The organism is Pseudarthrobacter sp. NPDC092419, from assembly GCF_044755045.1.
In the GTDB taxonomy this organism is placed as follows: Bacteria; Actinomycetota; Actinomycetes; order Actinomycetales; family Micrococcaceae; genus Arthrobacter.
In genome coordinates this window covers 83,152-108,463 of record NZ_JBIVQF010000001.1, presented here as the reverse complement: position 1 = coordinate 108,463, position 25,312 = coordinate 83,152, and the positions used below count along the sequence as shown (strand labels likewise).

Annotated in this window: 25 protein-coding genes; 19 read left to right on the top strand and 6 right to left on the bottom strand. The window is 67.7% G+C overall.

Annotation, left to right across the window (positions count from 1 at the left end; translation table 11 throughout):
- Genes ACIQC0_RS00525 through ACIQC0_RS00510 form a run of 4 tightly spaced genes read left to right on the top strand, consistent with a single transcriptional unit; the run spans window position 1 to window position 2,955 of the window.
- The gene (locus ACIQC0_RS00525; RefSeq protein WP_377215464.1) at window positions 1-786 is read left to right on the top strand and encodes a CoA transferase subunit A; all 786 of its coding nucleotides are present in this window, start codon (window positions 1-3) and stop codon (window positions 784-786) included.
- 2 nt (window positions 787-788) lie between these two features.
- Window positions 789-1,559, top strand: coding sequence for a CoA transferase subunit B (locus tag ACIQC0_RS00520; RefSeq protein WP_377215465.1), 771 nt, complete (start codon window positions 789-791; stop codon window positions 1,557-1,559).
- On the top strand, window positions 1,556-2,125 hold the full coding sequence (locus ACIQC0_RS00515) for a MaoC family dehydratase (protein WP_377215466.1): 570 nt from the start codon (window positions 1,556-1,558) through the stop codon (window positions 2,123-2,125). The genes ACIQC0_RS00520 and ACIQC0_RS00515 overlap by 4 nt, the downstream gene beginning before the upstream one ends.
- The gene (locus ACIQC0_RS00510) at window positions 2,122-2,955 is read left to right on the top strand and encodes an HpcH/HpaI aldolase/citrate lyase family protein (RefSeq protein ID WP_377215467.1); all 834 of its coding nucleotides are present in this window, start codon (window positions 2,122-2,124) and stop codon (window positions 2,953-2,955) included. The genes ACIQC0_RS00515 and ACIQC0_RS00510 overlap by 4 nt, the downstream gene beginning before the upstream one ends.
- 18 nt (window positions 2,956-2,973) lie before the next feature.
- Here the strand turns inward: ACIQC0_RS00510 and ACIQC0_RS00505 are convergent, their stop codons facing one another.
- On the bottom strand, window positions 2,974-4,425 hold the full coding sequence (locus ACIQC0_RS00505) for a lipase maturation factor family protein (RefSeq protein ID WP_377215468.1): 1,452 nt from the start codon (window positions 4,423-4,425) through the stop codon (window positions 2,974-2,976).
- 64 nt (window positions 4,426-4,489) lie between these two features.
- On the opposite strand from ACIQC0_RS00505, the gene dxr reads away from it, so the two are divergent.
- From dxr to ACIQC0_RS00470, 7 genes are all read left to right on the top strand, one after another.
- A complete protein-coding gene (gene dxr, locus ACIQC0_RS00500) occupies window positions 4,490-5,674 on the top strand; it encodes a 1-deoxy-D-xylulose-5-phosphate reductoisomerase (protein WP_377215469.1) in 1,185 nt (394 codons plus the stop codon).
- A 19-nt stretch (window positions 5,675-5,693) separates the two neighbouring features.
- Window positions 5,694-7,025 carry a M50 family metallopeptidase gene (locus ACIQC0_RS00495; RefSeq protein ID WP_377215470.1) on the top strand — a complete coding sequence of 444 codons (1,332 nt, stop codon included), beginning with the start codon at window positions 5,694-5,696 and terminating at the stop codon, window positions 7,023-7,025.
- Between the two features lie 93 nt (window positions 7,026-7,118).
- Window positions 7,119-7,811, top strand: a complete 693-nt coding sequence (locus tag ACIQC0_RS00490; protein ID WP_400532174.1) for a MarR family transcriptional regulator — start codon at window positions 7,119-7,121, stop codon at window positions 7,809-7,811.
- Between the two features lie 30 nt (window positions 7,812-7,841).
- Complete coding sequence (locus ACIQC0_RS00485) at window positions 7,842-8,246, top strand: hypothetical protein (protein ID WP_377215472.1); 405 nt, start codon at window positions 7,842-7,844, stop codon at window positions 8,244-8,246.
- 80 nt (window positions 8,247-8,326) lie between these two features.
- Window positions 8,327-8,620: a YciI family protein gene (locus ACIQC0_RS00480; RefSeq protein ID WP_377215473.1), complete on the top strand. Its 294-nt coding sequence runs from the start codon at window positions 8,327-8,329 to the stop codon at window positions 8,618-8,620.
- Window positions 8,621-8,650: 30 nt separating this feature from the next.
- The gene (ispG, locus tag ACIQC0_RS00475) at window positions 8,651-9,817 is read left to right on the top strand and encodes a flavodoxin-dependent (E)-4-hydroxy-3-methylbut-2-enyl-diphosphate synthase (RefSeq protein WP_364160194.1); all 1,167 of its coding nucleotides are present in this window, start codon (window positions 8,651-8,653) and stop codon (window positions 9,815-9,817) included.
- Complete coding sequence (locus ACIQC0_RS00470; RefSeq protein WP_400532579.1) at window positions 9,780-10,670, top strand: GNAT family N-acetyltransferase; 891 nt, start codon at window positions 9,780-9,782, stop codon at window positions 10,668-10,670. The genes ispG and ACIQC0_RS00470 overlap by 38 nt, the downstream gene beginning before the upstream one ends.
- A gap of 19 nt (window positions 10,671-10,689) precedes the next feature.
- Here the strand turns inward: ACIQC0_RS00470 and ACIQC0_RS00465 are convergent, their stop codons facing one another.
- The 3 genes from ACIQC0_RS00465 to ACIQC0_RS00455 are packed head-to-tail and all read right to left on the bottom strand — an operon-like array spanning window position 10,690 to window position 12,805.
- On the bottom strand, window positions 10,690-11,280 hold the full coding sequence (locus ACIQC0_RS00465) for a TetR family transcriptional regulator (protein ID WP_400532173.1): 591 nt from the start codon (window positions 11,278-11,280) through the stop codon (window positions 10,690-10,692).
- Complete coding sequence (locus ACIQC0_RS00460) at window positions 11,277-12,032, bottom strand: ABC transporter permease (RefSeq protein ID WP_400532172.1); 756 nt, start codon at window positions 12,030-12,032, stop codon at window positions 11,277-11,279. Before ACIQC0_RS00460 ends, ACIQC0_RS00465 begins: the two co-directional genes overlap by 4 nt.
- On the bottom strand, window positions 12,029-12,805 hold the full coding sequence (locus ACIQC0_RS00455; protein WP_400532171.1) for an ABC transporter ATP-binding protein: 777 nt from the start codon (window positions 12,803-12,805) through the stop codon (window positions 12,029-12,031). The genes ACIQC0_RS00460 and ACIQC0_RS00455 overlap by 4 nt, the downstream gene beginning before the upstream one ends.
- Window positions 12,806-13,235: 430 nt before the next feature.
- Between ACIQC0_RS00455 and ACIQC0_RS00450 the strand changes: the two genes are divergently transcribed.
- From ACIQC0_RS00450 to ACIQC0_RS00440, 3 genes are read left to right on the top strand one after another with little or no spacing between them, the layout of a single operon-like run.
- Complete coding sequence (locus ACIQC0_RS00450) at window positions 13,236-15,044, top strand: proline--tRNA ligase (protein ID WP_377215476.1); 1,809 nt, start codon at window positions 13,236-13,238, stop codon at window positions 15,042-15,044.
- 59 nt (window positions 15,045-15,103) lie between these two features.
- Window positions 15,104-15,850 (top strand): sulfite exporter TauE/SafE family protein, encoded by a 747-nt coding sequence (locus ACIQC0_RS00445; RefSeq protein WP_377215520.1) that lies wholly within the window; start codon window positions 15,104-15,106, stop codon window positions 15,848-15,850.
- A gap of 52 nt (window positions 15,851-15,902) precedes the next feature.
- On the top strand, window positions 15,903-17,330 hold the full coding sequence (locus ACIQC0_RS00440; protein ID WP_400532170.1) for a pyridoxal phosphate-dependent decarboxylase family protein: 1,428 nt from the start codon (window positions 15,903-15,905) through the stop codon (window positions 17,328-17,330).
- A gap of 56 nt (window positions 17,331-17,386) precedes the next feature.
- On the opposite strand, the gene ACIQC0_RS00435 is transcribed toward ACIQC0_RS00440, so the two are convergent.
- Window positions 17,387-18,160 (bottom strand): VIT family protein, encoded by a 774-nt coding sequence (locus ACIQC0_RS00435; protein ID WP_400532169.1) that lies wholly within the window; start codon window positions 18,158-18,160, stop codon window positions 17,387-17,389.
- A gap of 129 nt (window positions 18,161-18,289) precedes the next feature.
- Entirely contained in the window at window positions 18,290-19,138 is an 849-nt protein-coding gene (locus tag ACIQC0_RS00430; protein ID WP_400532168.1) for a DUF4439 domain-containing protein, read from the bottom strand.
- Between the two features lie 365 nt (window positions 19,139-19,503).
- Between ACIQC0_RS00430 and rimP the strand changes: the two genes are divergently transcribed.
- The 5 genes from rimP (at window position 19,504) to rbfA (ending at window position 25,280) form a co-directional block, all read left to right on the top strand.
- On the top strand, window positions 19,504-20,118 hold the full coding sequence (rimP, locus tag ACIQC0_RS00425; RefSeq protein WP_377215480.1) for a ribosome maturation factor RimP: 615 nt from the start codon (window positions 19,504-19,506) through the stop codon (window positions 20,116-20,118).
- Window positions 20,118-21,095, top strand: coding sequence for a transcription termination factor NusA (gene nusA, locus ACIQC0_RS00420; RefSeq protein WP_377215481.1), 978 nt, complete (start codon window positions 20,118-20,120; stop codon window positions 21,093-21,095). The genes rimP and nusA overlap by 1 nt, the downstream gene beginning before the upstream one ends.
- A gap of 211 nt (window positions 21,096-21,306) precedes the next feature.
- Window positions 21,307-21,669, top strand: coding sequence for a YlxR family protein (locus ACIQC0_RS00415; RefSeq protein ID WP_400532167.1), 363 nt, complete (start codon window positions 21,307-21,309; stop codon window positions 21,667-21,669).
- 152 nt (window positions 21,670-21,821) lie between these two features.
- Window positions 21,822-24,686, top strand: coding sequence for a translation initiation factor IF-2 (infB, locus tag ACIQC0_RS00410; protein ID WP_377215483.1), 2,865 nt, complete (start codon window positions 21,822-21,824; stop codon window positions 24,684-24,686).
- 78 nt (window positions 24,687-24,764) lie between these two features.
- Complete coding sequence (gene rbfA / locus ACIQC0_RS00405; protein ID WP_400532166.1) at window positions 24,765-25,280, top strand: 30S ribosome-binding factor RbfA; 516 nt, start codon at window positions 24,765-24,767, stop codon at window positions 25,278-25,280.
- The last annotated feature ends 32 nt before the right edge of the window (window positions 25,281-25,312 follow it).

Here is a 25,312-nt window from a genome sequence, read left to right as displayed (position 1 = left end):
ATGATTGACAAGGTTGTTGCATCCGCCGCGGAAGCCGTGGCGGACATCCCGGACGGCGCCTCGCTGGCCGTGGGCGGGTTCGGCCTCTGCGGCATCCCCGTCACCCTCATTGACGCCCTCCACCGGGCCGGCACCACCGGCCTCGAAACGGTCAGCAACAACTGCGGCGTAGACGACTGGGGCCTGGGTATCCTCCTCAAGGACGGCCGCATCCGGCGCACCATCAGCTCGTATGTGGGGGAGAACAAGGAGTTTGCGCGCCAGTACCTCTCGGGCGAGCTGGAGGTGGTGCTCACTCCGCAGGGCACCCTGGCGGAAAAGCTCCGCGCCGGGGGTGCCGGCATCCCTGCGTTCTACACCAAGGCGGGGGTGGGCACGCAGGTGTCCGACGGCGGCCTGCCGCAAAAGTACGACGCCGACGGCGGGATTGCCGTCGCCTCGGAAGCGAAGGAAGTGCGCCCGTTCGGCGGGGTGGACTATGTGCTGGAGGAATCGCTCACCCCGGACTTCGGGCTGGTCCACGCCTGGAAGGGCGACCGCCACGGCAACCTGGTCTTCCATGCCACCGCCATGAACTTCAACCCGCTGTGTGCCATGGCCGGCCGGATTACCATCGCCGAAGTGGAGGAACTGGTGGAGCCCGGTGAACTGGACCCGGAGCACATCCACACGCCCGGCATCTTCGTCCAGCGCGTGGTCCTGGCCCCCGGCGCGGAGAAACGGATCGAGAAACGCACGGTGTCCCTCGACCAGGCCAACGCCACCACCCAGCAGGCAGGAGCATAGCCATGGACCCCAACAGCCCCGAGGCCCCCCGCCCGGAAGCGGTCCGGCCGGAATACCGGCGTGCCTCCCACCAGGAGCACCCGGCGCCGGCCGACGGCAGCCCCGAGACCAAAGGGTGGACCCGCAACGAACTCGCTGCCCGCGTGGCCCGGGAACTGCACAACGGCCAGTACGTAAACCTCGGCATCGGCATGCCCACCCTTATCCCCAACTACATCCCTGAGGGCGTGGAGGTGGTGCTCCACTCCGAGAACGGGATCCTCGGCGTCGGGCCCTACCCTGCGGAGGACGCCGTGGACCCTGACCTGATCAACGCGGGCAAGGAAACCGTTACCGTGAACAAGGGCGCGGCATTCTTCGACTCCGCCTCCTCCTTCGGCATGATCCGCGGCGGCCACGTGGACGTCGCCGTCCTCGGTGCGATGGAGGTGGCCGCCAACGGGGACCTGGCCAACTGGATGATCCCCGGCAAGATGGTCAAAGGCATGGGCGGCGCCATGGACCTGGTGTTCGGGGCGAAGAAAGTCATCGTGATGATGGAGCACGTGGACCGGAACGGCAACCCCAAGATTGTCCAGGAGTGCACCCTGCCGCTGACCGGCAAGGGCTGTGTGGATCGGATCATCACGGACCTGGCCGTCATCGACGTAGTGCGGGACGACGCCGGTCCGCGGCTGGTGCTGCGCGAACTGGCCCCCAACGTCTCCGTGGCGGACGTGGCTGCGGCCACCGCCGCGGAACTCTTCGAGGAAGACATGGAACTGACCGTATGAACGGCGATTCACAGAACGGCAACGCACCGGCGCACGACGCCGGCCCCCGCATCATCGAGCAGCGCGGGCTCTACTTCGACGAACTGGAGGAGGGGGTCCTGTATGCGCACCGTCCCGGCCGGACGGTCACCGAAGCGGATAACGTCCTGTTCACGACGCTGACCATGAACACCCAGGCCCTGCACCTGGACGCCGCCTGGAGCGCCGGGCAGCCGTTCGGCCAGCGCCTGGTCAACTCGATGTTTACGCTGGCCACCGTGGTGGGCCAATCGGTATCCCAGCTCACGCAGGGCACCATCATCGCCCAGCTCGGCCTGACGGACGTGTCCTTCCCGCACCCGCTCTACCACGGCGACACGCTGTACACGGAGACGGTGATCAGCGGCAAGCGGCTGTCCGGGTCCCGGCCCGGGCAGGGAATCGTCACCATGGAACACACCGGCCGCAACCAGGACGGCACGGTGGTGGCACTGGCCACCCGCAGCTGCCTGATGTGGACCAGGGAAGCGCACGCCCGGCAACTGCGCGGCGGCGCCGGGGATGGACAGGAGACAATGCCGGTATGACTTTCGTGATGGGCCCGTCCCTCCTCTTCTGCCCGGCCGACCGTCCTGAGCGCTACCAGAAGGCCGCAGCCCGTGCCGACGCCGTCATCCTTGACCTCGAGGATGCGGTGGCGCCCGCGGACAAGAAGCGCGCCCGAGGTGCCATCCTGGCCCAGGTGGGCGCCACAGGGGAGGCGCCCGAGCTGGAACCGACCCGCACCATCGTGCGGGTCAACCCGGTGGGCACGGACGAATTCGAGAAGGACCTGCACTGCCTGGCGCACACCCCCTACCGGACCGTGATGCTGGCCAAGGCCGAGGACGCCGGCCAGCTCGAAGCCCTGGCCGACTACCACGTCATCGCCCTCTGCGAAACGGCGCTCGGCGTCCTGAACGCCCCCGCCATCGCCGCGGCCCCCAACGTGGTGGCCCTGATGTGGGGGGCGGAGGACCTCCTCGCCAGCCTGGGCGGCACCTCCAGCAGGACGGACGACGGTGGCTACCGGGCCGTGGCGATGCACGCGCGCTCTGCGGTGCTCCTGGCGGCCCGGGCGCACGGCAAGGAGGCCGTGGACGCGGTTTACGTGAACATTCCGGACCTGCCGGGCCTCACTGCCGAAGCGGCGGACGCCGTCGCGTCCGGATTCAGCTCCAAGGCCTGCATCCACCCCAGCCAGGCTGCCGTGGTCCGCGAGGCCTATGCGCCGTCTCAAGAGGACGTTGCAGCGGCGCAGGAACTGCTGCAGGCCGCGCGGGACGCCGGGTCCGGAGTGTTCCAGCACAACGGGAAGATGATCGACGGGCCCATCCTGAAGCACGCCCAGGCAACCATCCGCAGGGCAGGACTCTAGGATCCGCAGGTCCCGGCTCTAGGACCGGCGCAGGGACAACGGCGGAATCGGTTCGGAGAGCAGGGTCCGGATCCACCGGTTCCCCGTCCTGCGGAACTCTTCCCGGGTGGCAAAACGATAGTGGTAACCGCGCACGCGCACCCACCGGGGCGGGACGCCGTCGAACGGATCATGCCGGAGCAGCCGCAGCGTCTGCCGGTCCGCCTCCAGCAGCTTGCCCAGGAACGCGTAGAACCATTCCTCGTGCACGGTGCGCAGAGGCAGGAACCACATCAGCCAGTCCAGCCGCAGGTGGTAGGGCGCCCACTGGCGGGGGATGCGCCGGACATCACCGGGCTTGCCCTTGAACCCGTATTCCCGCCAGTCGGACGCATCGTCCGGATCGGCGTCGAGGGTTCCCTCCACCACGATTTCGATGCGCTGTTTGGTCACGGTGCCAAACGCACCGTAGGTGTTGACCAGTTGCCACCGGTTGAAGCTGGCGTTCATCAGCTGCTGCTTCGAGACGAGATTCCGCAGCGGCCAGTAGCTGAGGACCGCCAGCAGCAGTGTGGCGGCCAGCGTGATGGCCAGCCACCACAGCGGAGTCCCGGCGGGTGCTTCCCTGCCCGGCCAGTCCGCCGGAAGGAAGGGGAATACGGCCCGCAGCACCGGATCACTGACGGCGGCGAAGGCCAGCACGATCGCAATCCAGTTCAGCCAGGCAAAGTTTCCGCTGGCCACCAGCCACAGCTGGGTGGCGATGACGACTCCTGCCGCCACGCTGGCCACCGGCTGCGGTGCGAACAGGAAGAACGGCACCACCAGCTGGGCGGCATGGTTTCCCAACACTTCCACACGGTGCAGCGGCTTGGGCAGCAGGTGCGCCTGCCGGCTCAGCGGGCCGGGCATGGGCTGTGTTTCGTGGTGGTAGTACAGCGCGGTCAGGTCCCGCCACTCCCTCCCGCCGCGGATCTTGATCATCCCGGCGCCGAATTCCAGCCGGAACACCAGCCACACCACCAGCAGCAGGATGGTCCGCGGCGGCTCCGTCTGGTCCGAGCCCAGGAACGCCACCGTGAAACCGGCTTCCAGGAGCAACATTTCCCAGCCGAAACCGTAGAACGTCTGGCCCACGTTCACAATCGACATGTACAGCAGCCACAGCACCAGGAAGGCGATCAGCGGAACCCAGGGCGGTCCGGTCTGCGGGATACCGGCGACCAGCAAAGCAGACACCACCAGCCCCACCGCGCAGACTCCCCGCAGCAGGGCATCCGAGTAGCGCCACCGGAAGAGCGTGGGCCGGCGCAGCCTGCTGAAACCCTTCAGATACTCGGGTACCGGCAGCAGCCCGCGTTCGCCGAGCAATGCCGGGAACTGGTTCAGCGTGGACAGGAACGCCACGAAGTAGAGTGCTGCCACGCCGCGCTGCAGCACCTGCCGGGCGAATCCGTATTCGGGCGCATCAAACCAGGAGAGCCAGTCCACGGGATCAACGTTACGCCGGGCAGCCGCCGCCCGGGAGGTTGGCGATGTGCGGGATACTTAAGCAATGCAGCCTCGCAGAATCGTCCTTCTCGGATCCACCGGTTCCATCGGCACCCAGGCGATTGACGTCGTCGACGGCGCCCCGCACCTTTTCGAGGTGGTCGCACTCAGCGCGGGAGGGGGAAACCTTGAACTGCTGGCCCGCCAGGCCGTGCACACGGGCGCGGCCGCCGTCGGGATCGCCGATGGGGATCCCCGCCGGCTGGCGGCGCTGATCGCCGAGGCAGCCGCCGCAGCCGGTAAAACCGGCTACCGTCCCGAGATCGTGGCCGGCCCGGACGCCTCAGCACGCATCGCCGCCGTCGACGCCGACGTGGTGCTGAACGGCATCACCGGCTCCATCGGCCTCGCGCCCACCCTCGCGGCACTGCAGTCCGGCGCAACGCTGGCGCTGGCCAACAAGGAATCGCTGATCGTGGGCGGCGAGCTCGTCAAGGCCGCGGCCCGGGAAGGCCAAATCGTTCCTGTGGATTCAGAGCACTCGGCCATCGCCCAGTGCCTCCGCTCCGGCACGCGGTCCGAGGTGCAAAAGCTGATCCTGACGGCCTCCGGCGGGCCCTTCCGCGGGCGGACCCGCAATGACCTGCACGCAGTGACCCCGCAGGAGGCGCTTGCCCACCCCACGTGGGACATGGGCGTCATGGTCACCACCAACTCCGCCACCCTGGTCAACAAGGGCCTGGAGCTGATTGAGGCGCACCTGCTGTTCGACGTTCCGCTGGACCGGATCGACGTGGTGGTCCACCCGCAGTCCGTGGTCCACTCCATGGTGGAGTTCGTGGACGGCTCCATCATTGCCCAGGCGTCACCGCCGGATATGCGGCTGCCCATTGCGCTGGGGCTGGGCTGGCCCGACCGGGTGCCCGGGGCCGCGTCTGCCTGCGACTGGACCAAGGCCGCTGCCTGGACTTTCGAACCCCTCGACACCGTGGCCTTCCCGGCCGTGGAGCTGGCCAGGAACGCTGCCCGCCGCGGCAGCACCTTCCCGGCGGTCTTCAACGCCGCGAACGAGGAGGCGGTCACCGCATTCCACGCCGGCCGGATCAGCTTCACGGACATCGTGGACACCATCGAGGCCGTCCTCAGCGAACATGCAGGATCCTCCGGGCTGACGGTGGAGTCGGTGCTGGAAGCTGAAACGTGGGCACGCGCCCGCGCCAACGAACGTTTAGCACTCAGCAGCCTCTAGGAAGCAGTAAACACCTCCCATGACACCCGTACTCCTCTTTATCCTCGGCGTCGTCTTCGTCGCCGTCGGTATCGCCGCGTCCATCGCCCTTCACGAGGTGGGCCACCTGCTGCCCGCCAAACTGTTCAAGGTGCGGGTCACCAAGTACATGATCGGCTTTGGCCCTACGCTGTGGTCCCGGCGCAGGGGCGAGACCGAATACGGCATCAAGGCCATCCCGCTGGGCGGCTATGTGTCCATGATCGGAATGTACCCGCCCAACACGGAAGACGGCACTGTCCGCGCTTCCAGCACCGGCATGTTCCAGGCACTGGCCACGGAGGCCCGCTCCATGGCCCACGACGAAGTGGGTCCGGGCGATGAGAACCGGGTCTTCTACCGGCTGCCCGTGTGGAAGAAGATCATCATCATGCTGGGCGGGCCTGCCATGAACATGGTGCTGGGCCTCATCCTCACGGCGGTGCTGCTGATGGGGTTTGGCATGGCCACGGCCACCACCACCATCGCTGACGTCTCCAAATGCCAGGTGGCGGCCGGTGAAACCATCGACCCCGATTCCGGCGACTGCACGCCCACGCCTGCCGCCGCTGCCGGGCTGCGGCCCAACGACACCGTGCTCTCCTTCGGCGGCAGGACCGTCACCAACTGGGAAGAACTCACGGAATGGATCCGGGCTTCTGCAGGGCAGGAAGTGGCCATCACCGTGGAGCGCGGCGGCGAAACGGTCTCCACCACCGTGACGCCCGTCCTTTCGGCCCGTCCCGTCGTCGGCGTGGACGGCCGGCAGGAGCGGGACAGTGAAGGCAACCTCCGGTACCAGGACGTAGGATTCCTGGGCATTGGCGCGCAAACCACCCTGGTGCCCCAGCCGGCGTCGTCCGTGCTGCCCATGGCGGGGGAGAACATCCGCCAGGTGGCCGGCGTCGTGCTCAACCTGCCTGCCCGGGTGGTGGGCGTTGCAAAGGCCGCTTTCAGCGAAGAGCCGCGCGATCCCAACGGCCCTATCAGCGTGGTCGGGGTGGGACGAGTGGCCGGCGAGGTGGCCGCCATGGAGGAAATCCCGGCCGTTTCGCGGCTGGCCACGCTGGTGGGTCTCCTTGCCGGGCTGAACTTCGCGCTCGCGGTCTTCAACCTCATTCCGCTGCTGCCGCTGGATGGCGGGCACGTGGCCGGTGCACTGTACGAGGGTGCGCGACGGCAGGTGGCCAGGCTGGCCGGCCGCCCGGACCCGGGAGCGTTCGACATTGCCAGGCTGCTGCCGGTGACTTACGTGGTGGCCGCCCTGTTGATCGGTATGAGCGTGCTGCTGATCTATGCGGACATCGTGAAGCCGGTCAACATCTTCGGCTAGGCACCAGCCCCAATATCAGCCCTTTTCGGCTCATTATCTGATTATCAGTCATTTATGATTGATATTCGATTATCAGACGTCTATGGTTGAGAAATGTTCGTTCTGACCATTGACCAACGGGGCAGTACCGGCGACCGGGACCGCGTGCCGGAGTTGATCTCCGAACTCAGGGTCCTTACGGACCCTGCGGGCGGTGCCGCTTTCGAACGCTCAGTGGGGGATGAGGTGCAGGGAGTCCTGGCTGACCCCGGAGCAGTGGTGGATGCCGCGCTCCATGCCCTGCGCTCCGGGCGCTGGTATGTAGGGATCGGTGTCGGCCATGTGGTCCTCCCACCCGGCGCCAGCTCCCGAGAGGGTTCAGGTGCGGGCTTCGTGGCCGCCCGGCGAGCCGTGGAAGCAGCCAAGGCCGCGGCGCCGCTGGTCCCGTTGTCAGTGGTCTCCGGCGCCATGGGCACGGACGCCGGGGGAACCCCGGCAGGGGACGAAGGGGTGCGGGCGTGCGCCAACGCAGAGGCTGTATTGCGGCTCCTGGGCCGTCTGGTCCACGAACGCACGGAAGCCCAATGGCGCGTGGTAGACGCTCTTCGCCGCCTTGGCCCGGACAGGCATGGACGCCAGAAGCAGGTGGCAGGTGAACTGGGAATTACGGAGCAGTCGGTGAGCCGGACCCTGGTCCGGTCCGGCTGGCAGGAAGAATGGGCGGCGAGGCCTGCGGCAGCGATGCTGCTCGAATACGCCCGGACCAGGATTGTCGGCCCGGGCGGGGCCAGTGACGCGGGCGGGTAGACCTGCCCAGGGACCAGGAGGGAAACTGCCGTGACCGCAGTCTGGATAATCGCCGCGCTGGTGGTGGCCGGTTTTGGTGGCTGGCCGGTGACGACGCTGGTGTTCAAGCTGGCCAGGACCATCGACGACCGTGCAGCGGACCCGGCACCGGAGGAAACGGTCGCCGGTCCGGTGCACGCTCCGGATGCACCCCGCCAGCGGATCCTGCGCGGCGGCGCGATCATTGGGGTCCTCGAACGCCTGGGGGTGGCCGTGGCCATCCTCACCGGCCAGTCCGTGGCCATCGCCTACATTGTGGCCATCAAGGGACTGGGCAGGTTCGCGGAGCTGAAGGAAACCCCGGTGGCGGCGGAACGGTTCATTATCGGCACCCTGACGTCCCTGCTGTGGGCTGCCGGGACCACAGCCCTGGTCATGGCACTGTTCCTCGCCTGACTGCCCGTGACAGGGCCTGAGCGCTCCGGGCAGGGCCGGCCGGATGCATGGGCAGCGCGGGGGAGCGATAGGGTAGCGGTATGACAGTTTTTGCCGTTGAGTACGTTTACGCCGCCGATTCCACCGAAGCCCGCGATGAGGCCCGGCCGGCACACCGCGAATGGACCGGGAGCCTCGCCCAGGATGGCGTTATCCTGGCGAGCGGCCCCTACGGGGACGGTGCCGGAGCGCTGCTGATCTTCAAGACCGCCGACGAGGCTGCCCTGCACTCGATCCTCAAGCAGGATCCCTTCGCCGCCGCAGGCGTCATCGCCGGCACCCGCATTACCGAATGGGCTCCCGTGACCGGCATGCTCGCCGGAACCGCCGCGTAGCCGCCACACTTTCCAACTCTAGGAGTCCACGTGACCTCGGTCAGCCTGGGAATGCCCTCAGCCCCGCCCCCCGTCCTTGCCCCGCGCCGCAAGACGCGCCAGATCAAAGTCGGCTCCGTGGGAGTGGGCTCGGACTCGCCCATCAGCGTGCAGTCCATGACCACCACGCCCACCACGGACATCAACGCGACCCTGCAGCAGATCGCTGAGCTCACGGCCTCCGGATGCGACATCGTCCGCGTGGCCTGCCCCTCGGCGGATGATGCCGAGGCGCTTCCCATCATTGCCCGGAAGTCCCAGATCCCCGTGATCGCGGACATCCACTTCCAGCCCAAGTATGTGTTTGCGGCCATCGAGGCCGGCTGCGCCGCCGTGCGGGTCAACCCCGGGAACATCCGGAAGTTCGACGACCAGGTCAAGGAAATCGCGGCCGCGGCCCGCGACCACGGCACCTCCATCCGCATCGGCGTCAACGCCGGTTCGCTCGAGCCGGGCATCCTGAAGAAGTACGGCAAGGCAACCCCGGAAGCGCTGGTGGAATCCGCCGTCTGGGAAGCCTCCCTCTTCGAAGAGCACGGCTTCCATGACTTCAAGATCTCCGTCAAGCACAACGACCCCGTGGTCATGGTCGCCGCCTACGAAATGCTCGCCGAGAAAGGCGACTGGCCGCTGCACCTCGGTGTCACCGAGGCCGGGCCCGCTTTCCAGGGAACCATCAAGTCGGCAACCGCTTTCGGGGCCCTGCTCTCCCGCGGCATCGGCGACACCATCCGCGTTTCCCTTTCCGCTCCGCCGGTGGAGGAAATCAAGGTGGGCAACCAGATCCTGCAGTCGCTGAACCTGCGGCCGCGCAAGCTCGAAATCGTTTCGTGTCCCTCCTGCGGCCGTGCCCAGGTGGACGTCTACACCCTCGCAGAGCAGGTGACCGCCGGTCTGGAGGGGATGGAGATCCCGCTCCGCGTGGCCGTCATGGGCTGTGTAGTCAACGGACCGGGCGAGGCCCGTGAAGCGGACCTCGGAGTGGCTTCGGGCAACGGCAAGGGCCAGATCTTTGTGAAGGGCGAAGTCATCAAGACGGTGCCCGAAAGCCAAATTGTTGAGACACTGATCGAAGAGGCCATGCGTATCGCTGAAGAGATGGGGGAGGCCGATGGCGAAGATGCTGTCAAGGGTAGCCCCGTGGTTAGCGTCTCGTAGGGAAGACGAGGCGCCGGCGGGCATTTCCGTCCGCACGCTGGACGGTGAAGATACCGCTTCCCTGCGCTCTCTTGCCCAACGGGACCCGGTGGGGAATGTCTTCATCCTCGCGCATTTGCGTACTGCCGGCACTGCCGCGCCCACCAGCGGCGGTGCCGGCATTTTTGGTGTCTTCGACGGCGGGCTGCTGGTGGGTGCCTGCTGGGCCGGAGCCAACCTTGTCCCGGTGCAGCTGGACCCGGCCTTGGCCGGAGCCGTGGCCGCGGCAGCCAACCGCTCCGGGCGCCGCTATGCCTCCGCTTTTGGCCCTGCCGATGCTGTCCTGGCACTGCACGCGAAGCTCGCAGCGCTCGGACACCGGGCGCATGAAGTCCGCGACGACCAGCCGCTCATGACCATCGAAGGCCCGCCCGCCGTCGAACCCCATCCCGGGCTGGAACGGGGGCACCTGGCCGACTTCGAGCGCATCCTTCCCGCCTGCGCCGCCATGTTCGAGGAGGAAGTCGGCTACTCACCCTTCCTGGGCGGCAGGGAGTTCTACAGCCGCAGGGTTGAGGGGCTGATCAGGCAGGGCCACTCGCTGGTCCACCTCAACGAGGCCCGCGACGTGGTGTTCAAGGCCGAGCTCGGGGCGGTGACGGCGGAGGTCACGCAGGTGCAGGGAGTCTGGATGAACCCGAAATTCCGCGGGTTGGGGCTCAGTGCGGGATACATGGCCGCCGTGGTGCAGCGGGCGCAGGAGATCGCTCCGGTCACCAGCCTGTACGTCAACGGCTTCAATACCAGGGCCCGCTCAACGTATGAACGGGTGGGTTTCGTCCAGCGGGACACCTTCGCGACGGTCCTTTTCTAGCGGGACCCGGGTTCTTCGGCTAGAGGGCTCCCGTCAGGTAGCGCTGCACATTCGGCGCGACCAGCTGAACCACTTCCTCGGCCGGCGTCGATGCCAGGGGCTCAAGGCGAACCACATACCGGACCATCATCAGCCCCACCATCTGGGTGGCCACCAGGTTTCCCCGCAGCGCCAGCTCCCCGGGGCTGCCCGGAAGTCCGGCGATGATCCGGTTAATGATGGTCCGGGTCACCATTTCCCGCAGCAGGGTGGTCTTCGCCTTCGACCCCAGCGTGCCGCGGATGAACGCCAGCAGGCCCGGCTGGGCGGGGCTCTCCCACAGGCGCAGGACGGCCCGCACCACCAGCTCCCCGCGCTTTTCGGCGTCCGCATCCACCACTCCGGAGAGGACCTGCTCGGGATCGGCGGGAAGCTCGACGCTGAGGGCGAAGAGCTCGTCCTTGCCCGCGAAGAAGTGGTGGACCATGGCGGGATCCACCCCGGCGGACCGGGCCACCTGGCGCAGGCTTGTGCCCTCGAATCCATGCTCGGCGAACAGGCGGCGGGCCGCTTCCAGGATATGGTCCCTCGAGGCTGTGGTCCCGCTCCGACGACCACGTGCAGCGGTCACGGGCTGCGCCGGCGCAGGGTCAGGGAGGCCAGCACCAGCATGCCCAGGACAATCGCTGCCATAGTGCCGGCGTCCTGCCAGAGGGCCTCTGTGGGTTCGGCAAAGGCCGCGACCTCCTGCAGCGCGTCCACCGAGAAGGTCAGGGGCAGGACGTTGCTGATGGCCTCGAGTACTTCATTCATCCGGTCCCGCGGCACGAAAAGCCCGCACAGCAGGATCTGCGGCACCACCACCACCGGCATGAACTGCACCGCCTGGAACTCGGTCCGGGCAAAGGCGGAGCAGAAGAGGCCCAGAGCGACGCCGAGCACCGCATTGATCACCGCGATCATCACCACGAAGCCGGGCGAGCCCTGGATGTCCAGGCCAAAAACCCAATACGCCACGGCAGTGGCCACCAGCGACTGCAGGCCAGCCATGATGGAGAAGGCCAGGCCGTACCCGAAGAGCAGGTCGGCCTTGTGCACCGGTGTGGTGAGCAGCCGCTCCAGCGTTCCCGATGTCCGTTCCCGCAGCATCGTGATGGACGTGACCAGGAACATCACTACGAACGGGAAAATGGCCAGCATCATCAGGCCGACGCGGTCGAAGGTGCGTGGCGCCCCCGGCGGCAGCGTCTCGTTTTCGTAGAGGAAGTAGACGGCGGTCAGCAGCAGCGCGGGAACCACCAGGATCATGGCGACGCTGCGGTGGTCGTGCCGCAGCTGGCTCAGCACCCTGCGGGTGGTGGCCAGCATCATGCGCAGGTTCATCGTGCACCACCTTCCGGCTTCTCCTCGGATTCCCGGATGATGGCCAGGAATGCCTGTTCGAGGTCCGTGCTGCGGCCGCGGCGGCTCAGTTCGGCCGGCGTCAACTGGGCCACCAGCCTGCCGTCGCGCAGCAGCAGGAGTTCGCTGCAGTGGCTGGCTTCCTCCATGACGTGGCTGGACACCAGCAGCGTGGTGCCGGCGTCCGCCATGGCGCGGAAGCGGCCCCACAGGTCAGCCCGCAGCACTGGATCAAGCCCCACGGTGGGCTCGTCCAGCACCAGCAGCCGGGGATGCGCAACCAGCGCGCAGGCGAGGGACGCGCGGCTTAGCTGGCCGCCGGAGAGGTCTGAAGTCTTCTGCTTCGCCTGCGGTTCAAGCCCGACGGCGGCAATCGCCTCCGCCACGTCGGCTTTCCCTTTGCCGTGCATGGCACCGAAGTACCTCACGTTGGCTTCGACGGTCAGATCCGGATAGACGCTGGGGGACTGGGTCACGTAGCCGACACGGTGGCGCAGGACAGGACTGCCTGCGGGAAGGCCCAGGACGTGGACCATGCCGGAGGAGACCACCTGCACGCCGACGATGGCCCGCATAAGGGTGGTCTTTCCACTGCCCGAGGGGCCCAGGAGCCCGGTGATCCTGCCGATGGGTATCGAAAAATCCAGGCCGCGCAGGACCGGGACCCTGCCGCGCCGCACGGACAAACCGCTGGCTGCCACCGCGGCGTCGGCCGCGGTACGGGACGATCCCGGCAGTGTTGCCGAGTGGGACATGGCCGCCTCCGCTGCTGGCCTTACGGGCCGGATGCCCGTAATTCACCAGCTGATGAATTAACGGTAGGACCCCAGGTAAAGCCGGTCAACAGGCCGGATCAAAAAAATACTTGTCAATGTGCCCGTCATCACATAGGTTCGATCTAGCTGCGCTGGAGTGGTTTGGACGGTCTCTGTTCTCACCAGTCACGAAGGCGGTAACGGCGTCGGGCCACGCCCGGATGCGATGACCAGCTCCATGGGGGGCCAGGGGCTTTGTATTCCCGGGCGTGGCTCTACTGCTTCCAGGACGCGTTTCCGGGGCGTGCCTCCGGATGGCCAGGCGGCAGGGCCAAGTGCGGGCCCGGTGCCGGGTGCCGGTAGATTAGTACCCAGACAAAACCCGTCCGGCCCTGCTGATCCAGCACTTCCCCAGAAACGGATACCACCCGTGGTCCTTAGACTGTCCCAGCTTTTCCTGCGCACCCTCCGTGAAGACCCCGCCGACGCCGAGGTTGCCAGCCACAGGCTCCTGGTCCGGGCAGGCTACATCCGCCGCGCGGCCCCCGGTATCTACACTTGGCTCCCGCTGGGCCTGAGCGTCCTGCGCAAGGTGGAGGCAGTGATCCGCGAAGAAATGGCTAACATCGGCGCCCAGGAAGTTCACTTTCCGGCCCTCCTCCCGCGCGAACCCTACGAGGCCACCAACCGTTGGACGGAGTACGGCGAAGGGCTCTTCCGGCTCCAGGACCGCAAGGGTGCGGACTACCTGCTGGCTCCGACGCACGAGGAGATGTTCACGCTCCTGGTCAAGGATCTCTACTCGTCCTACAAGGACCTTCCGCTCAGCCTCTACCAGATCCAGAACAAGTACCGTGACGAGGCCCGTCCCCGGGCCGGGCTCCTGCGCGGCCGCGAGTTCATCATGAAGGACTCCTACTCCTTCGATGTGGACGACGCCGGCCTGGACGCCAGCTACGCCGCCCACCGCGGCGCCTACCTGCGGATCTTCGAACGCCTGGGCCTCGAGGTCATTCCCGTCACGGCGACAGCCGGGGCCATGGGTGGGTCCAAGAGCGAAGAGTTCCTGCACCCCACGGAGATCGGCGAGGACACCTTCGTCCGCTCGGCCGGCGGCTACGCCGCAAACGTAGAGGCCGTCACCACCGTAGTGCCCGCCGAGGTCGACTTCACCGGTGCCCCCGCAGCAGAGGTCCTGGACACGCCGGACACGCCCACCATCGAAACCCTCGTGGCGGCATCGAACCAGATCGCACCGCGGGCGGAGTCCGACGGCGGCGCCTGGACGGCCGCTGACACGCTCAAGAACGTGGTGCTCGCCGTTACCCTACCCACCGGGGAACGGCAGCTCGTGGTCATCGGCGTCCCCGGCGACCGGGGTGTAGACCTCAAGCGCGTCGAGGCCAACATCGGCGCATTCCTGCCCATTGCCGGCGAACTCGGCATCGAGGCGGCCAACGACGACGACCTCAAGAAGCAGCCGCTCATCGTCAAGGGCTACCTGGGTCCCGGCCTGTCCCTTGAAGAACCGCTCCTCGGCGCCGAAAGCGCAACTAAGCTCCTGTACCTGGTCGACCCCCGCGTCGTCCGCGGCACGTCCTGGATCACGGGCGCCAACCAGGCGGGCAAGCACGTCTATGGCCTGGTGGCCGGGCGGGACTTCGCGTGGGACGGCGTCATCGAGTGCACCGAAGTCCGCGAGGGCGATCCTGCTCCGGACGGCTCCGGTCCGCTGGAGACTGCCCGCGGAATCGAGATGGGCCACATCTTCCAGCTGGGCCGCAAGTACGCGGAGGCACTCGAGCTGAAGGTGCTGGACCAGAACGGCAAGCAGGTCACGGTCACCATGGGGTCCTACGGCGTGGGTGTCACCCGGGCCGTGGCCGCCCTGGCTGAGTCCAACCACGACAGCAAGGGGCTGGTCTGGCCGCGCGCCGTCGCACCTGCGGACGTGCACGTTGTGGCCGTGGGCCGCGGCGACGACATTTTCGCTACGGCCGAGCAACTCTCCCTCGACCTGCAGGCCGCGGGCCTGGACGTCATCTACGACGACCGTCCCAAGGTGTCCCCGGGCGTCAAGTTCGGTGACGCCGAACTGGTGGGCGTCCCCACCATCCTCGCCGTGGGCCGCGGCCTGGTGGACGGCGTAGTGGAAATCAAGGACCGCCGCAGCGGCGAAGCAGAGAACGTTGCCGTGGACAAGGCCGTTGACTACGTAGTCAACGCCGTCCGCAGCTAACGGCTGCGGCAGTGGACTTTTTCCCGGAGTCGCTGCATTGCGGCACGATCCTCCTGATCATGGTTGCCGGCTTCGCCGCCGGCTGGGTGGACGCCGTGGTGGGCGGGGGCGGGCTGATCCAGCTCCCCGCCCTGCTGCTGGTACCCGGCATCACACCGGTCCAGGCGCTGGCCACCAACAAGATGGGGTCTATTTTCGGGACGGCCACCAGCGCCGCGACGTACTACCGCAGGGTCGGGCCGGACCTGAAAACTGCCCTTCCCATGGCGGTCATTGCCCTGGCCGGCAGCTTCGGCGGCGCCGTGCTGGCCGCCAGCCTCCCGTCGTCGGTCTTTAAACCGGTGATTGTGGCGGCACTGGTGGCCGTGGCGCTCTTCACCGCGCTCAAGCCCGACGCCGGGCACCTCACCGCACTGCGGCATGAAGGCCACAGGCACTACGTGGTGGCGTGCCTGATCGGTGGAGTCATCGGCTTCTACGACGGCCTCATCGGCCCGGGCACGGGATCCTTCCTGGTGATAGCCCTCGTCTCCGCCATGGGCTATGCCTTCCTGGAGGCCAGTGCCAAGGCCAAAATCGTCAATATGGCCACCAACGCCGGTGCGCTGATGTTCTTCCTCCCGCACGGATCCATCCTGTGGGGCCTGGGGCTGCTGCTCGGGGCCGCCAACATGGCGGGCGGCTACCTCGGCGCCAGGACGGCGGTGAAGCAGGGCAGCCGCTTCGTCCGGACTGTCTTCCTGCTGGTGGTCGCGGCCCTGATCATCAAGCTCGGTTACGACATCGTGCAGGAAAACCTGGGCTGACCTGCCCCGAAGAGGCCTCGTCCGCCGCGGCGCCCCGGCGTAGCATGCAGGTATGTCCCACGACGACGACGGGTACGCGCCGGCGCTTGCCGCCGCCACCCGGCACGCAGCAGCATGGTTGGGGAGCCTTTCGGGGCGGCACATTGGTCCGGGCAGGACCGCGCACGATCTCGTGCCGGCCTTCGGCGGTCCGCTTCCGGCGCAAGGGATGCCTGCGGACCAGGTCATCGACCTGTTGGCCCGGACAGCCGACCCCGGACTGATGGCGATGCCGTCCGGAAGGTTCTTCGGCTGGGTCATTGGAGGTACCCTTCCGGCGGCCCTTGCCAGCGACTGGCTGGTGAGCGCCTGGGACCAGAACGCAGGGCTGCGCTACGCCACCCCGGCCATGGCAGCCATCGAGGAGGCCGCCGCCGCCTGGCTGCTGGACCTGCTGGGGCTGCCGCCGCAGGCGGACGTCGGCTTCGTCACCGGCGCCACCATGGCCAACTTCACCGGCATGGCTGCGGCAAGGTGGCGGCTGATGGCGGACGCCGGATGGGACCTTGACCGGGACGGTCTCGCGGGGGCGCCCAGGATCCGTTGCTTCGTGGGCCGGGAACGCCACGACACGGTTGACCTTGCGCTGCGCTACCTGGGCCTGGGGCGGCCCACAGTGGTGGATACCGATGACCAGGGACGGCTTCTTCCGGAGGCCCTCGATGCTGCCCTCTCTGAGACCAGCGGAGGCAGCGGCACAGGTGCAGGCGGACCGGCGCTCGTCTGCCTGCAGGCGGGAAACCTTCACTCCGGCGCCTTCGACCCGTTTGACCGGGCGGTCGAAGTGGCCCACCGGCACGGCGCCTGGGTGCACGTGGATGGTGCTTTCGGGCTATGGGCAGCGGCAGCCCCTGCCCTCAGGCAGCTGGTTGCAGGCTTCGAGCAGGCCGATTCCTGGGGCACGGACGCCCACAAGACCCTGAACGTCCCTTACGACTGCGGCATCGCCATCGTCAGGGACGCCGGCGCACTGCGGTCCGCGATGGGCCTGCACGCCAGCTACCTCATGCACGATGCCGAGGGGCCGGGGGATCCGTTCGAGAAGGCGCCGGAGCTTTCACGGCGGGCGCGGGGTGTGCCGGTCTGGGCTGCCCTGAGGAGCCTTGGCCGGGAGGGCGTGGCCAGCCAGGTGACCGGGCTTGCAGAGGCTGCGGCCGGCATTGCCAAAGGGTTGGCCGCACTCGACGGCGTCGAGGTGCTGAACGAGGTGCAGTACACCCAGATATGCGTGGCCTTCGGCGATGACGCCACCACCCGGGCCGTGACGGAGCGCATCATCGAGGACGGCCGGGTGTGGATGTCGGGCTCGCGCTGGCGGGACCGCGACGTCCTGCGTGTTTCCGTCAGCAACTGGCAAACCGGCCCGGACGAAGTCGACACGGCGGTGGACGCCGTCAGGTCCGCCCTGGCCGCAGTCCGCGGCGGGTTACATAGCCCTTGATGTGGGCGCCGAGCCGTGGGGTTTGCACTGGGTAGATCCAACACCGGGCAGGAGATCTAGACCACCCCGGAAGCGCCCAGGAGGTTGCCAAGGGCGAAGGTGGCCGCGAGGGCGAGCGCACCGCCAGCCACCACCCGGACCGCAGCCCTGAGCTTGGAGCCGCCGCCGATCCACGCCCCCACGGCGCCGGTCAGGGCGAGGGCAAGCAGAACGGCGAGGAAGGTCAGGGGCACGCGGATTTCGGGAGGCGGCAGCAGAATGGCCAGCATCGGCAGGACAGCGCCGATCGTAAAGGCCACCGCAGAAGCGAACGCAGCGTGCCACGGACTCACGATGTCGGTCTCGTCAATGTTGAGTTCCGCTGACAGGTGTGCGGCAAGGGCATCCTTGGCCGTCAGTTCCCGGGCCACCGTGGCTGCTGTTTCCGGTGTCAGGCCCTTGCCTTCGTAGATGGCGGCAAGTTCGGCCAGCTCAGCCTGGGGCTCTTCGGCGAGTTCGCGGCGTTCCTTCTCGATCAGGGCCCGCTGGCTGTCGCTCTGGCTGCTGACGGAGACGTATTCGCCCAAGGCCATCGATATGGCACCGCCCACCAGCCCTGCCATGCCGGCGGCGAGGATGGGGCCTGTCGCCGGGGTGGCGCCGGCCACGCCAACCACGATGGCCGCAACCGAAACGATGCCGTCATTGGCGCCGAGGACCCCCGCCCGCAGCCAGTTGAGCCGGTGTGCCAGGTCATTGCCGTGGGGCTCGTCGCCGTGCGGAGCAGCGGGCAGGGGCCGGTCAGCACCGGTGCCGGTCCGGGATGCGTCTGCGGGCTCGGGTGCGTGCATGTCCCCAGCAAACCACTCCGGCAGGAGCAGGACCAGTGCCGGCCGGGCGGCAGCGCTGACACGCCGTTTACGACAGCGCCGCGGCCGGCGGCAGTGTGGGGCCCTGCCACCAGGGTTGAGGCCCGGCCGTTAGCGCTGGGGGCCCTGTGTTGCCGGCCCGGGCTGACCGGCCGGTTCGGATGGTCCGGGCAGCTCGGGGAGCTGTGCCGGGTCGATGGCGAGGCCGGGTAGCGGGCCGGGATCGGCACCCCACTGGACTGCACGCGCCGCCGCCGCCCGGAGTGACGATACCGCCCATCCACGGACCCCGCCTTCCGAGAGCGCAATGAGGTCGCCGTAAGCGCCCAAGGTTGCGGCTTCGAGCCTGCCCAGCCGGCCTGCCGGGGACTGGAGGAAATCTGCGTCGACGGCGTAGCCGGGCTGCTGGACCGGCGTGGCGCGGCAGTGCAGGAGGAGCCGGCTTTCGGCGTCCCGGACGAGGGTCCGGTGGCTGCCAAGGAATGCCGACGCCGGACCCGCCGCGCCGGGCGCGAGGCGCGGCATTGCGGCCTCGTAGGCATAGACAGCCTCCCGTTCCGCCTGCACGACAGCCGACAACGCGGCGGCAGCATCCGGGGAGGGGGCGGTGGGAGGTTCTGTCGGCGCAGAGGCTGCAGGGGCTGCCTTGGGGGAGGGGCACGGTGTGGCCGTCGTGGAGGCCGGTACGCTCCCGGCAGGGGGCGTTGCCGCCGCAGTGCCGGCCTGCAACCGCTCGGCGGCAAGGAGCTGTGCGGCCCCGATGCCCGCCAAAAGGCGGGCCAATCCGCCGTCGTCCGTTGTTGTTGCGTCCTGGAGGCGCCTGGTTCCGCTGGCCGCCAGGTCCCTGGCCAGGTCCGGGACGGACAGAGCCGCCCCCGGCGGCCCCGCCGGGGTGTCAGGCCGGGGTACTGACTCCTCCGGGATGAGCAGCGCGCGGGCCTGCAGAGTCAGCAAGGTCACAACGTCGCCAACGCCTGCGCCCGAGGCAGATTTATCCCCTGCCCTGGCAACGGGGCGGCCCGCGGCGGCCCGGAGACGGAGGGCGTCGTCCAGGGCGGCCGCGCGTGCAATATCGGCAGCTGAAGGCGGCGCAGGAGCGGGTGGTTCCGCGGGAATCAGCGTGAATCCGAGGCTGAGGACAAGGAGGGCCGCCAACGAAAAGAGGATGGAGCGGAAGGGGTGTCTCCGCTTCCCGGCGCCCTGTCTGTCGTCCTTCACAACAGACCATGGTGCCATGGCCGGCAGAAAACTGTGTCCACCACTCTGCCGGTAAAATAGCTACGCTAGTACACACAACATCACCTATAAGGAGGGCGGCCGGCATCGTGAGCAATGCAGAAGCCACGGCTTCACCAGACCACACCGGAACGGGCCAGGCTGAGTCTGCACCGGCCCCGAACCCCGAAGCAGCCCGGCTCCGGGCGCTCCTTGAGCCCGCGGTCCAGGCCAACCGCCTGTACCTCGAGGACGTCAGCATTGTCGCCGGCTCACACCGCGTGGTGCATGTAGTGGTGGACCTGCCCCAGGAGGAGACCGGCGGCGTCAGCCTTGACGTCATCGCGGACATCTCCAAGGTGCTCTCTGACGTGCTGGACAACGATCCCAACGACGACGGCCGCCCCTATGACCTCGAGGTCTCTTCTCCGGGTGTCGGCCGGCCCCTCACCGAACCCCGCCACTGGCACCGCGCCAAGGGCCGCATGGTGAAGGTGAACGTGGTGCAGGGCGAGAACGTCACCGGCCGCATCCAGTCGGTGGACGACGGCGGTGTGGCCCTGGTCCCGGAAATCGCCGTCAAGAAGGGCATGAAGCCCAAGCAGGGCGAACCTATAAAACTTCCTTTCGACAGGATCCGCAGCGGAAAAGTCGAGATCGAATTCAGCCACCTTTCCGGGGATGGTCTGGAACCTGGACACAATGGACCTTCTGAGGAGGCCTGATGGATATTGACATGAGCGCACTGAGACTTCTGGAGCGTGAGCGTGAAATCCCGCTGGACCTCCTGATCCCCACCATCGAGCAGGCGCTCCTGGTGGCCTACCACAAGTCGCCCGGTGCCTTCGAGAAGGCCCGTGCCGAGCTGGACCGCAAGAGCGGTCACGTCACCATCTGGGCGACTGAGATTGACGACGACGGTGCCCCCATCGGTGAGTTCGAGGACACCCCTGCCGGGTTCGGCCGCATTGCCGCCAGCACCGCGCGCCAGATCATCCTGCAGCGCCTGCGCGACGCCGAGGACGACAACGTCCTCGGCGAGTTCAAAGGCCGTGAGGGTGAACTCGTGGCAGGCACCATCCAGCAGGGCAACAACCCGCACATGATCCAGGTCAACCTGGGGGCAGTGGAGGCGCTGCTTCCGCCGCCCGAGCAGGTTCCCGGCGAGAAGTACCTGCACGGCAACCGCCTGCGCGCCCTGGTGATCGACGTCCACCGCGGCTCCAAGGGTCCGTCGGTCACGCTGTCCCGTTCCCACCCGGGCCTGGTCCGGAAACTGTTCGAACTGGAAGTGCCGGAAATCGCGGACCACTCGGTGGAGATCGTGGCACTGGCCCGCGAAGCCGGCCACCGTACCAAGATCGCCGTCAAGGCCAACATCCCCGGCATCAACGCCAAGGGGGCGTGCATCGGTGAAATGGGTTCGCGCGTCCGCGCCGTCATGACGGAGCTGAACGACGAGAAGATCGACATCGTCGACTACAGCGAGAACCCCGCCACCTTCATCGCCAGCGCACTGTCCCCTTCGCGTGTGAATTCCGTCACCATCACCGACGAATCCACCAGGTCCGCCCGCGTGGTGGTTCCCGACTACCAGCTCTCCCTCGCCATCGGCAAGGAAGGCCAGAATGCCCGGCTCGCCGCCAAGCTGACCGGCTGGCGCATCGATATCGTCTCCGACGCCGCTACCCAGGCAGGCTGACGCCGGTAGCCGACCTCCGGCGGCTGACCCCATGCGGCAGCGCTGCCGGCCGGCCTGGCGGGGTCCCGACGGGCCCGGCGAGGCCCTCCGGTTCGGGCCACACCGCCCGAAGGGGCTAGAATGAAGAGGACCGCGCCTTACGGCCGGCAGCCGTGCGCCTTGGGCGTGCCACCTTGCAGCAGCAGGGCGGGTAACCCTCTGGCCAGCAGATATGAACGTCAGGACGATCACCGTGGCAGAAGTACTAGACCCCGGGAATCAGCCTGAACGCACCTGCATCGGATGCCGGAAAAAGGGGCTGCGGTCAGAGTTGCTCCGGCTCGTCGCCGAAGGCAGCGGATCATCCGCTGTCCTGGTGGATGAACGACGCCGGATGGCTGGCCGGGGTGCATGGCTGCACCCCAGCGAATCGTGCCTGGCCCTGGCGGTCAAACGGCGTGCATTCGGACGTGCCCTTAACGGCGCAACCGGAACTGCCGCCGTCGAACGCCGGATCATGCAAGGCACGAACGTTGCAGCTGCCCCGGTGGCCGCAACACCTACCGTCCAACCTGAAAGCGGGTCAGAAATCTGATGGAAACCCGATGAGTTCCCAGCGATGAGTGCGCAACGATGACAACTTTGTTGCGCTCTGCAATGGGCCCTGCTGCACCAATCGCGGCTGGGGCCCGCAGTAAGAAGTAGACGGTTCGTGCCTGGCTCGGTGCGGACCGAGACAGGAGAAATGTGGCCAAGGTCCGCGTACACGAGCTCGCCAAAGAGCTCGGTATTACTTCCAAAGATGCAGTGACGAAACTGCAGGAACTGGGCGAATTCGTTCGCTCCGCCTCATCCACCATTGAGGCCCCCGTTGTCCGCAAACTGCGCAACGCCTTCCCGGACGCCGCTGCGAAGTCCGCAGCTCCGGCCGCCGCCCCCAAGGCGCCTGCCCCCGCGGGAGAATCACGTCCTTCAGCACCGGCCCCCGGTCCGGCTGCGCCCAAGGCTCCGGCTCCCAAGGCCGAAGCGCCCGCTCCTGCGGAACCCCAGGCACCCGCCGCAGCTGCGGCCCCGGCTGCCCCCGCAGCACCCTCCACCGGCGCCAAGCCCGGTGCACGCCCGGCCCCCAAGGCCGAAACTCCGGCTCCCCGCCAGGGCGGCGCTGCGTCCGGCGCATCGGCCCCCCGCCCCGGCGGTCCCCGCCCGGGCAACAACCCCTTCGCCACGTCCCAGGGCATGCCCCGCGGCCGCGGCGGCGACGGTGAGCGTGCTCCCCGCCCGGGCAACAACCCCTTCGCCACCTCGCAGGGCATGCCCCGTCCCGGCGGCGGCCGCACTGACGGTGAACGTCCCGGCGGTCCGCGTCCCGCGGCCGGTGCGGGCGGTCCCCGTCCCGGCGGTCCGCGTCCGGCAGCAGGTGCGGGCGGTCCCCGCCCCGCAGCAGGCGCAGGCGGCCCGCGTCCGGGCGCACCGCGTCCCGGTGGTGCCGGCGGAAACCGTCCTACTCCGGGCATGATGCCCAACCGCACTGAGCGTCCCGCACCCGCAGGGGCAGGCCGTCCGGGCGGCGGCCGCGGTCCCGGACGCCCCGGTGCTCCCGGCACCGGCGGTCCCGGTGGCGGCGGCGGTGCTCCCGCCGGCGGTGGCTTCGGTAAGGGCGGCCGCGGCCGCGGCGGTACCCAGGGTGCCTTCGGCAAGGGCGGCGCAGGCCGTGGCAAGCAGCGCAAGTCGAAGCGCGCAAAGCGCCAGGAACTTGAGCAGATGAGCGCACCGTCGCTGGGTGGCGTGAGCGTACCCCGCGGCGACGGCAACACCGTTATCCGGCTGCGCCGCGGCAGTTCCATCACGGACTTCGCCGACAAGATCGAGGCAAACCCCGCCGCGCTGGTCACCGTTCTCTTCCACCTCGGCGAGATGGCCACGGCTACCCAGTCGCTGGACGAAGAGACCTTTGCCCTGCTGGGCGAGGAGCTCGGCTACAAGCTCCAGGTTGTTTCCCCGGAAGACGAGGAGCGTGAGCTGCTCTCCAGCTTCGACATCGACTTCGATGCCGAGCTCGAAGCTGAAGGCGACGAGGAACTTGAGGCACGTCCTCCGGTTGTCACCGTCATGGGCCACGTGGACCACGGTAAGACCCGCCTGCTGGACGCCATCCGCAAGTCGGATGTCATGGCCGGGGAGCACGGCGGCATCACGCAGCACATCGGTGCTTACCAGGTCACGCACAACCACGAGGGTGAAGACCGCAAGATCACCTTCATCGATACCCCGGGCCACGAGGCGTTCACCGCCATGCGTGCCCGTGGTGCGAAGGTCACGGACATTGCCATCCTGGTGGTGGCCGCGGACGACGGCGTCATGCCGCAGACCGTTGAAGCCCTCAACCACGCCCAGGCGGCCAACGTGCCCATCGTCGTGGCCGTGAACAAGATCGACAAGGAAGGCGCCAACCCGGACAAGGTCCGCGGCCAGCTGACCGAGTACGGCCTGGTTCCCGAAGAATACGGTGGCGACACCATGTTCGTGGAGGTCTCTGCCCGCCAGAACCTGCACATTGACGACCTGCTCGAGGCAGTCCTGCTCACCGCGGACGCTGCCCTGGACATGCGCGCCAACCCGAACAAGGACGCCCGCGGTATCGCGATCGAAGCCAACCTGGACAAGGGCCGCGGTGCCGTGGCAACCGTCCTGGTGCAGTCCGGAACCCTGCGCGTCGGCGACACCATCGTGGCAGGCACGGCCCATGGCCGCGTCCGTGCGATGTTCGACGACGACGGCAGCGCCCTGACCGAGGCAGGCCCGTCCCGCCCCGTGCAGGTCCTGGGTCTGTCCAACGTCCCGCGTGCAGGTGACACCTTCTTCGTGACCGCTGACGAGCGCACCGCCCGCCAGATCGCCGAGAAGCGCGAAGCTGCCGACCGCAACGCCGCACTGGCCAAGCGCCGCAAGCGCATCAGCCTCGAAGACTTCGACCAGGCAGTGGCCGAAGGCAAGATCGACACCCTCAACCTCATCCTCAAGGGTGACGTGTCCGGTGCCGTGGAAGCCCTCGAAGACGCCCTGCTCAAGATCGACGTCGGCGAAGGCGTGCAGCTGCGCGTCATCCACCGCGGTGTGGGTGCCATCACGCAGAACGACGTCAACCTGGCCACCGTGGACAGCGCCGTCATCATCGGCTTCAACGTCAAGCCGGCCGAACGGGTTGCCGAACTGGCAGACCGCGAAGGCGTGGACATGCGCTTCTACTCGGTCATCTACTCCGCGATCGACGACATCGAGGCGGCTCTCAAGGGCATGCTCAAGCCGGAATACGAAGAGTTCCAGCTGGGTACCGCCGAGGTGCGCGAAGTGTTCCGTTCCTCCAAGTTCGGCAACATTGCCGGTTCCATCGTCCGTTCCGGCATCATCCGCCGTAACACGAAGGCCCGCATCAGCCGCGACGGCAAGATCATCGGCGACAACCTCACCGTTGAGACGCTCAAGCGCTTCAAGGACGACGCCACCGAGGTCCGCACGGACTTCGAGTGTGGTATCGGCCTCGGCTCGTACAACGACATTGCCGAGGGCGACATCATCGAGACCTTCGAGATGCGCGAGAAGCCGCGCGTCTAGTCCGGTTTCGTACCATGGGCGGGGAGCCTCCGGAATCCGGGGGCGCCCCGCCGTCGTAACACTAATTGAGGAGTGGATATGGCTGATCCGGCACGTGCTGCCAAGTTGGCGCAGCGGATTAAGGTTGTTGTTGCCGAGGCCCTGGGCCGCAAGGTCAAGGACCCCCGGCTTGAAGGCATTACCGTCACCGATGCCCGGGTGACCAACGACCTGCAGCACGCCACGATCTACTACACCGTCTTTGGGGACCAGGCCGTGCAGGCCGACGCTGCCAAGGGACTGGAGAAGGCCAAGGGCGTGCTGCGGCAGGAAGTGGGGCGGAACATCACTGTCCGGCTGACTCCCAGCCTGGAGTTCGTGGCCGACCAGATTCCCGTCGTTGCCTCCAACCTCGAAGAGCTGCTCAGGGAGGCCAAGAAGCGTGACGCCGAGGTTGCCGCTTTGGCCGCACGGGCCCGGCACGCAGGGGACCCCGATCCGTACCGGAGCGACGCTTCTGGCGACGTGGAAATCGACGAAGACGACTTCGACGAAGAGGACCTCGACCTCAGTGATGACGACGGCATCGACGAGGACGGCAACGCGCGAAAGTAGCGGAGACACCCGTTGCGTGGAGAAAGCCCGGA

Bases quoted from the DNA above. Each gene is read 5' to 3' on its own strand.
- ACIQC0_RS00525 (WP_377215464.1), top strand. From the start codon at position 1: ATGATTGACAAGGTTGTTGCATCCGCCGCGGAAGCCGTGGCGGACATC.
- ACIQC0_RS00520 (WP_377215465.1), top strand. From the start codon at position 789: ATGGACCCCAACAGCCCCGAGGCCCCCCGCCCGGAAGCGGTCCGGCCG.
- ACIQC0_RS00515 (WP_377215466.1), top strand. From the start codon at position 1,556: ATGAACGGCGATTCACAGAACGGCAACGCACCGGCGCACGACGCCGGC.
- ACIQC0_RS00510 (WP_377215467.1), top strand. From the start codon at position 2,122: ATGACTTTCGTGATGGGCCCGTCCCTCCTCTTCTGCCCGGCCGACCGT.
- dxr (WP_377215469.1), top strand. From the start codon at position 4,490: ATGCAGCCTCGCAGAATCGTCCTTCTCGGATCCACCGGTTCCATCGGC.
- ACIQC0_RS00495 (WP_377215470.1), top strand. From the start codon at position 5,694: ATGACACCCGTACTCCTCTTTATCCTCGGCGTCGTCTTCGTCGCCGTC.
- ACIQC0_RS00490 (WP_400532174.1), top strand. From the start codon at position 7,119: ATGTTCGTTCTGACCATTGACCAACGGGGCAGTACCGGCGACCGGGAC.
- ACIQC0_RS00480 (WP_377215473.1), top strand. From the start codon at position 8,327: ATGACAGTTTTTGCCGTTGAGTACGTTTACGCCGCCGATTCCACCGAA.
- ACIQC0_RS00470 (WP_400532579.1), top strand. From the start codon at position 9,780: ATGCTGTCAAGGGTAGCCCCGTGGTTAGCGTCTCGTAGGGAAGACGAG.
- ACIQC0_RS00460 (WP_400532172.1), bottom strand. From the start codon at position 12,032: ATGAACCTGCGCATGATGCTGGCCACCACCCGCAGGGTGCTGAGCCAG.
- ACIQC0_RS00455 (WP_400532171.1), bottom strand. From the start codon at position 12,805: ATGTCCCACTCGGCAACACTGCCGGGATCGTCCCGTACCGCGGCCGAC.
- ACIQC0_RS00445 (WP_377215520.1), top strand. From the start codon at position 15,104: ATGGTTGCCGGCTTCGCCGCCGGCTGGGTGGACGCCGTGGTGGGCGGG.
- ACIQC0_RS00440 (WP_400532170.1), top strand. From the start codon at position 15,903: ATGTCCCACGACGACGACGGGTACGCGCCGGCGCTTGCCGCCGCCACC.
- ACIQC0_RS00435 (WP_400532169.1), bottom strand. From the start codon at position 18,160: ATGCACGCACCCGAGCCCGCAGACGCATCCCGGACCGGCACCGGTGCT.
- nusA (WP_377215481.1), top strand. From the start codon at position 20,118: ATGGATATTGACATGAGCGCACTGAGACTTCTGGAGCGTGAGCGTGAA.
- ACIQC0_RS00415 (WP_400532167.1), top strand. From the start codon at position 21,307: ATGAACGTCAGGACGATCACCGTGGCAGAAGTACTAGACCCCGGGAAT.
- rbfA (WP_400532166.1), top strand. From the start codon at position 24,765: ATGGCTGATCCGGCACGTGCTGCCAAGTTGGCGCAGCGGATTAAGGTT.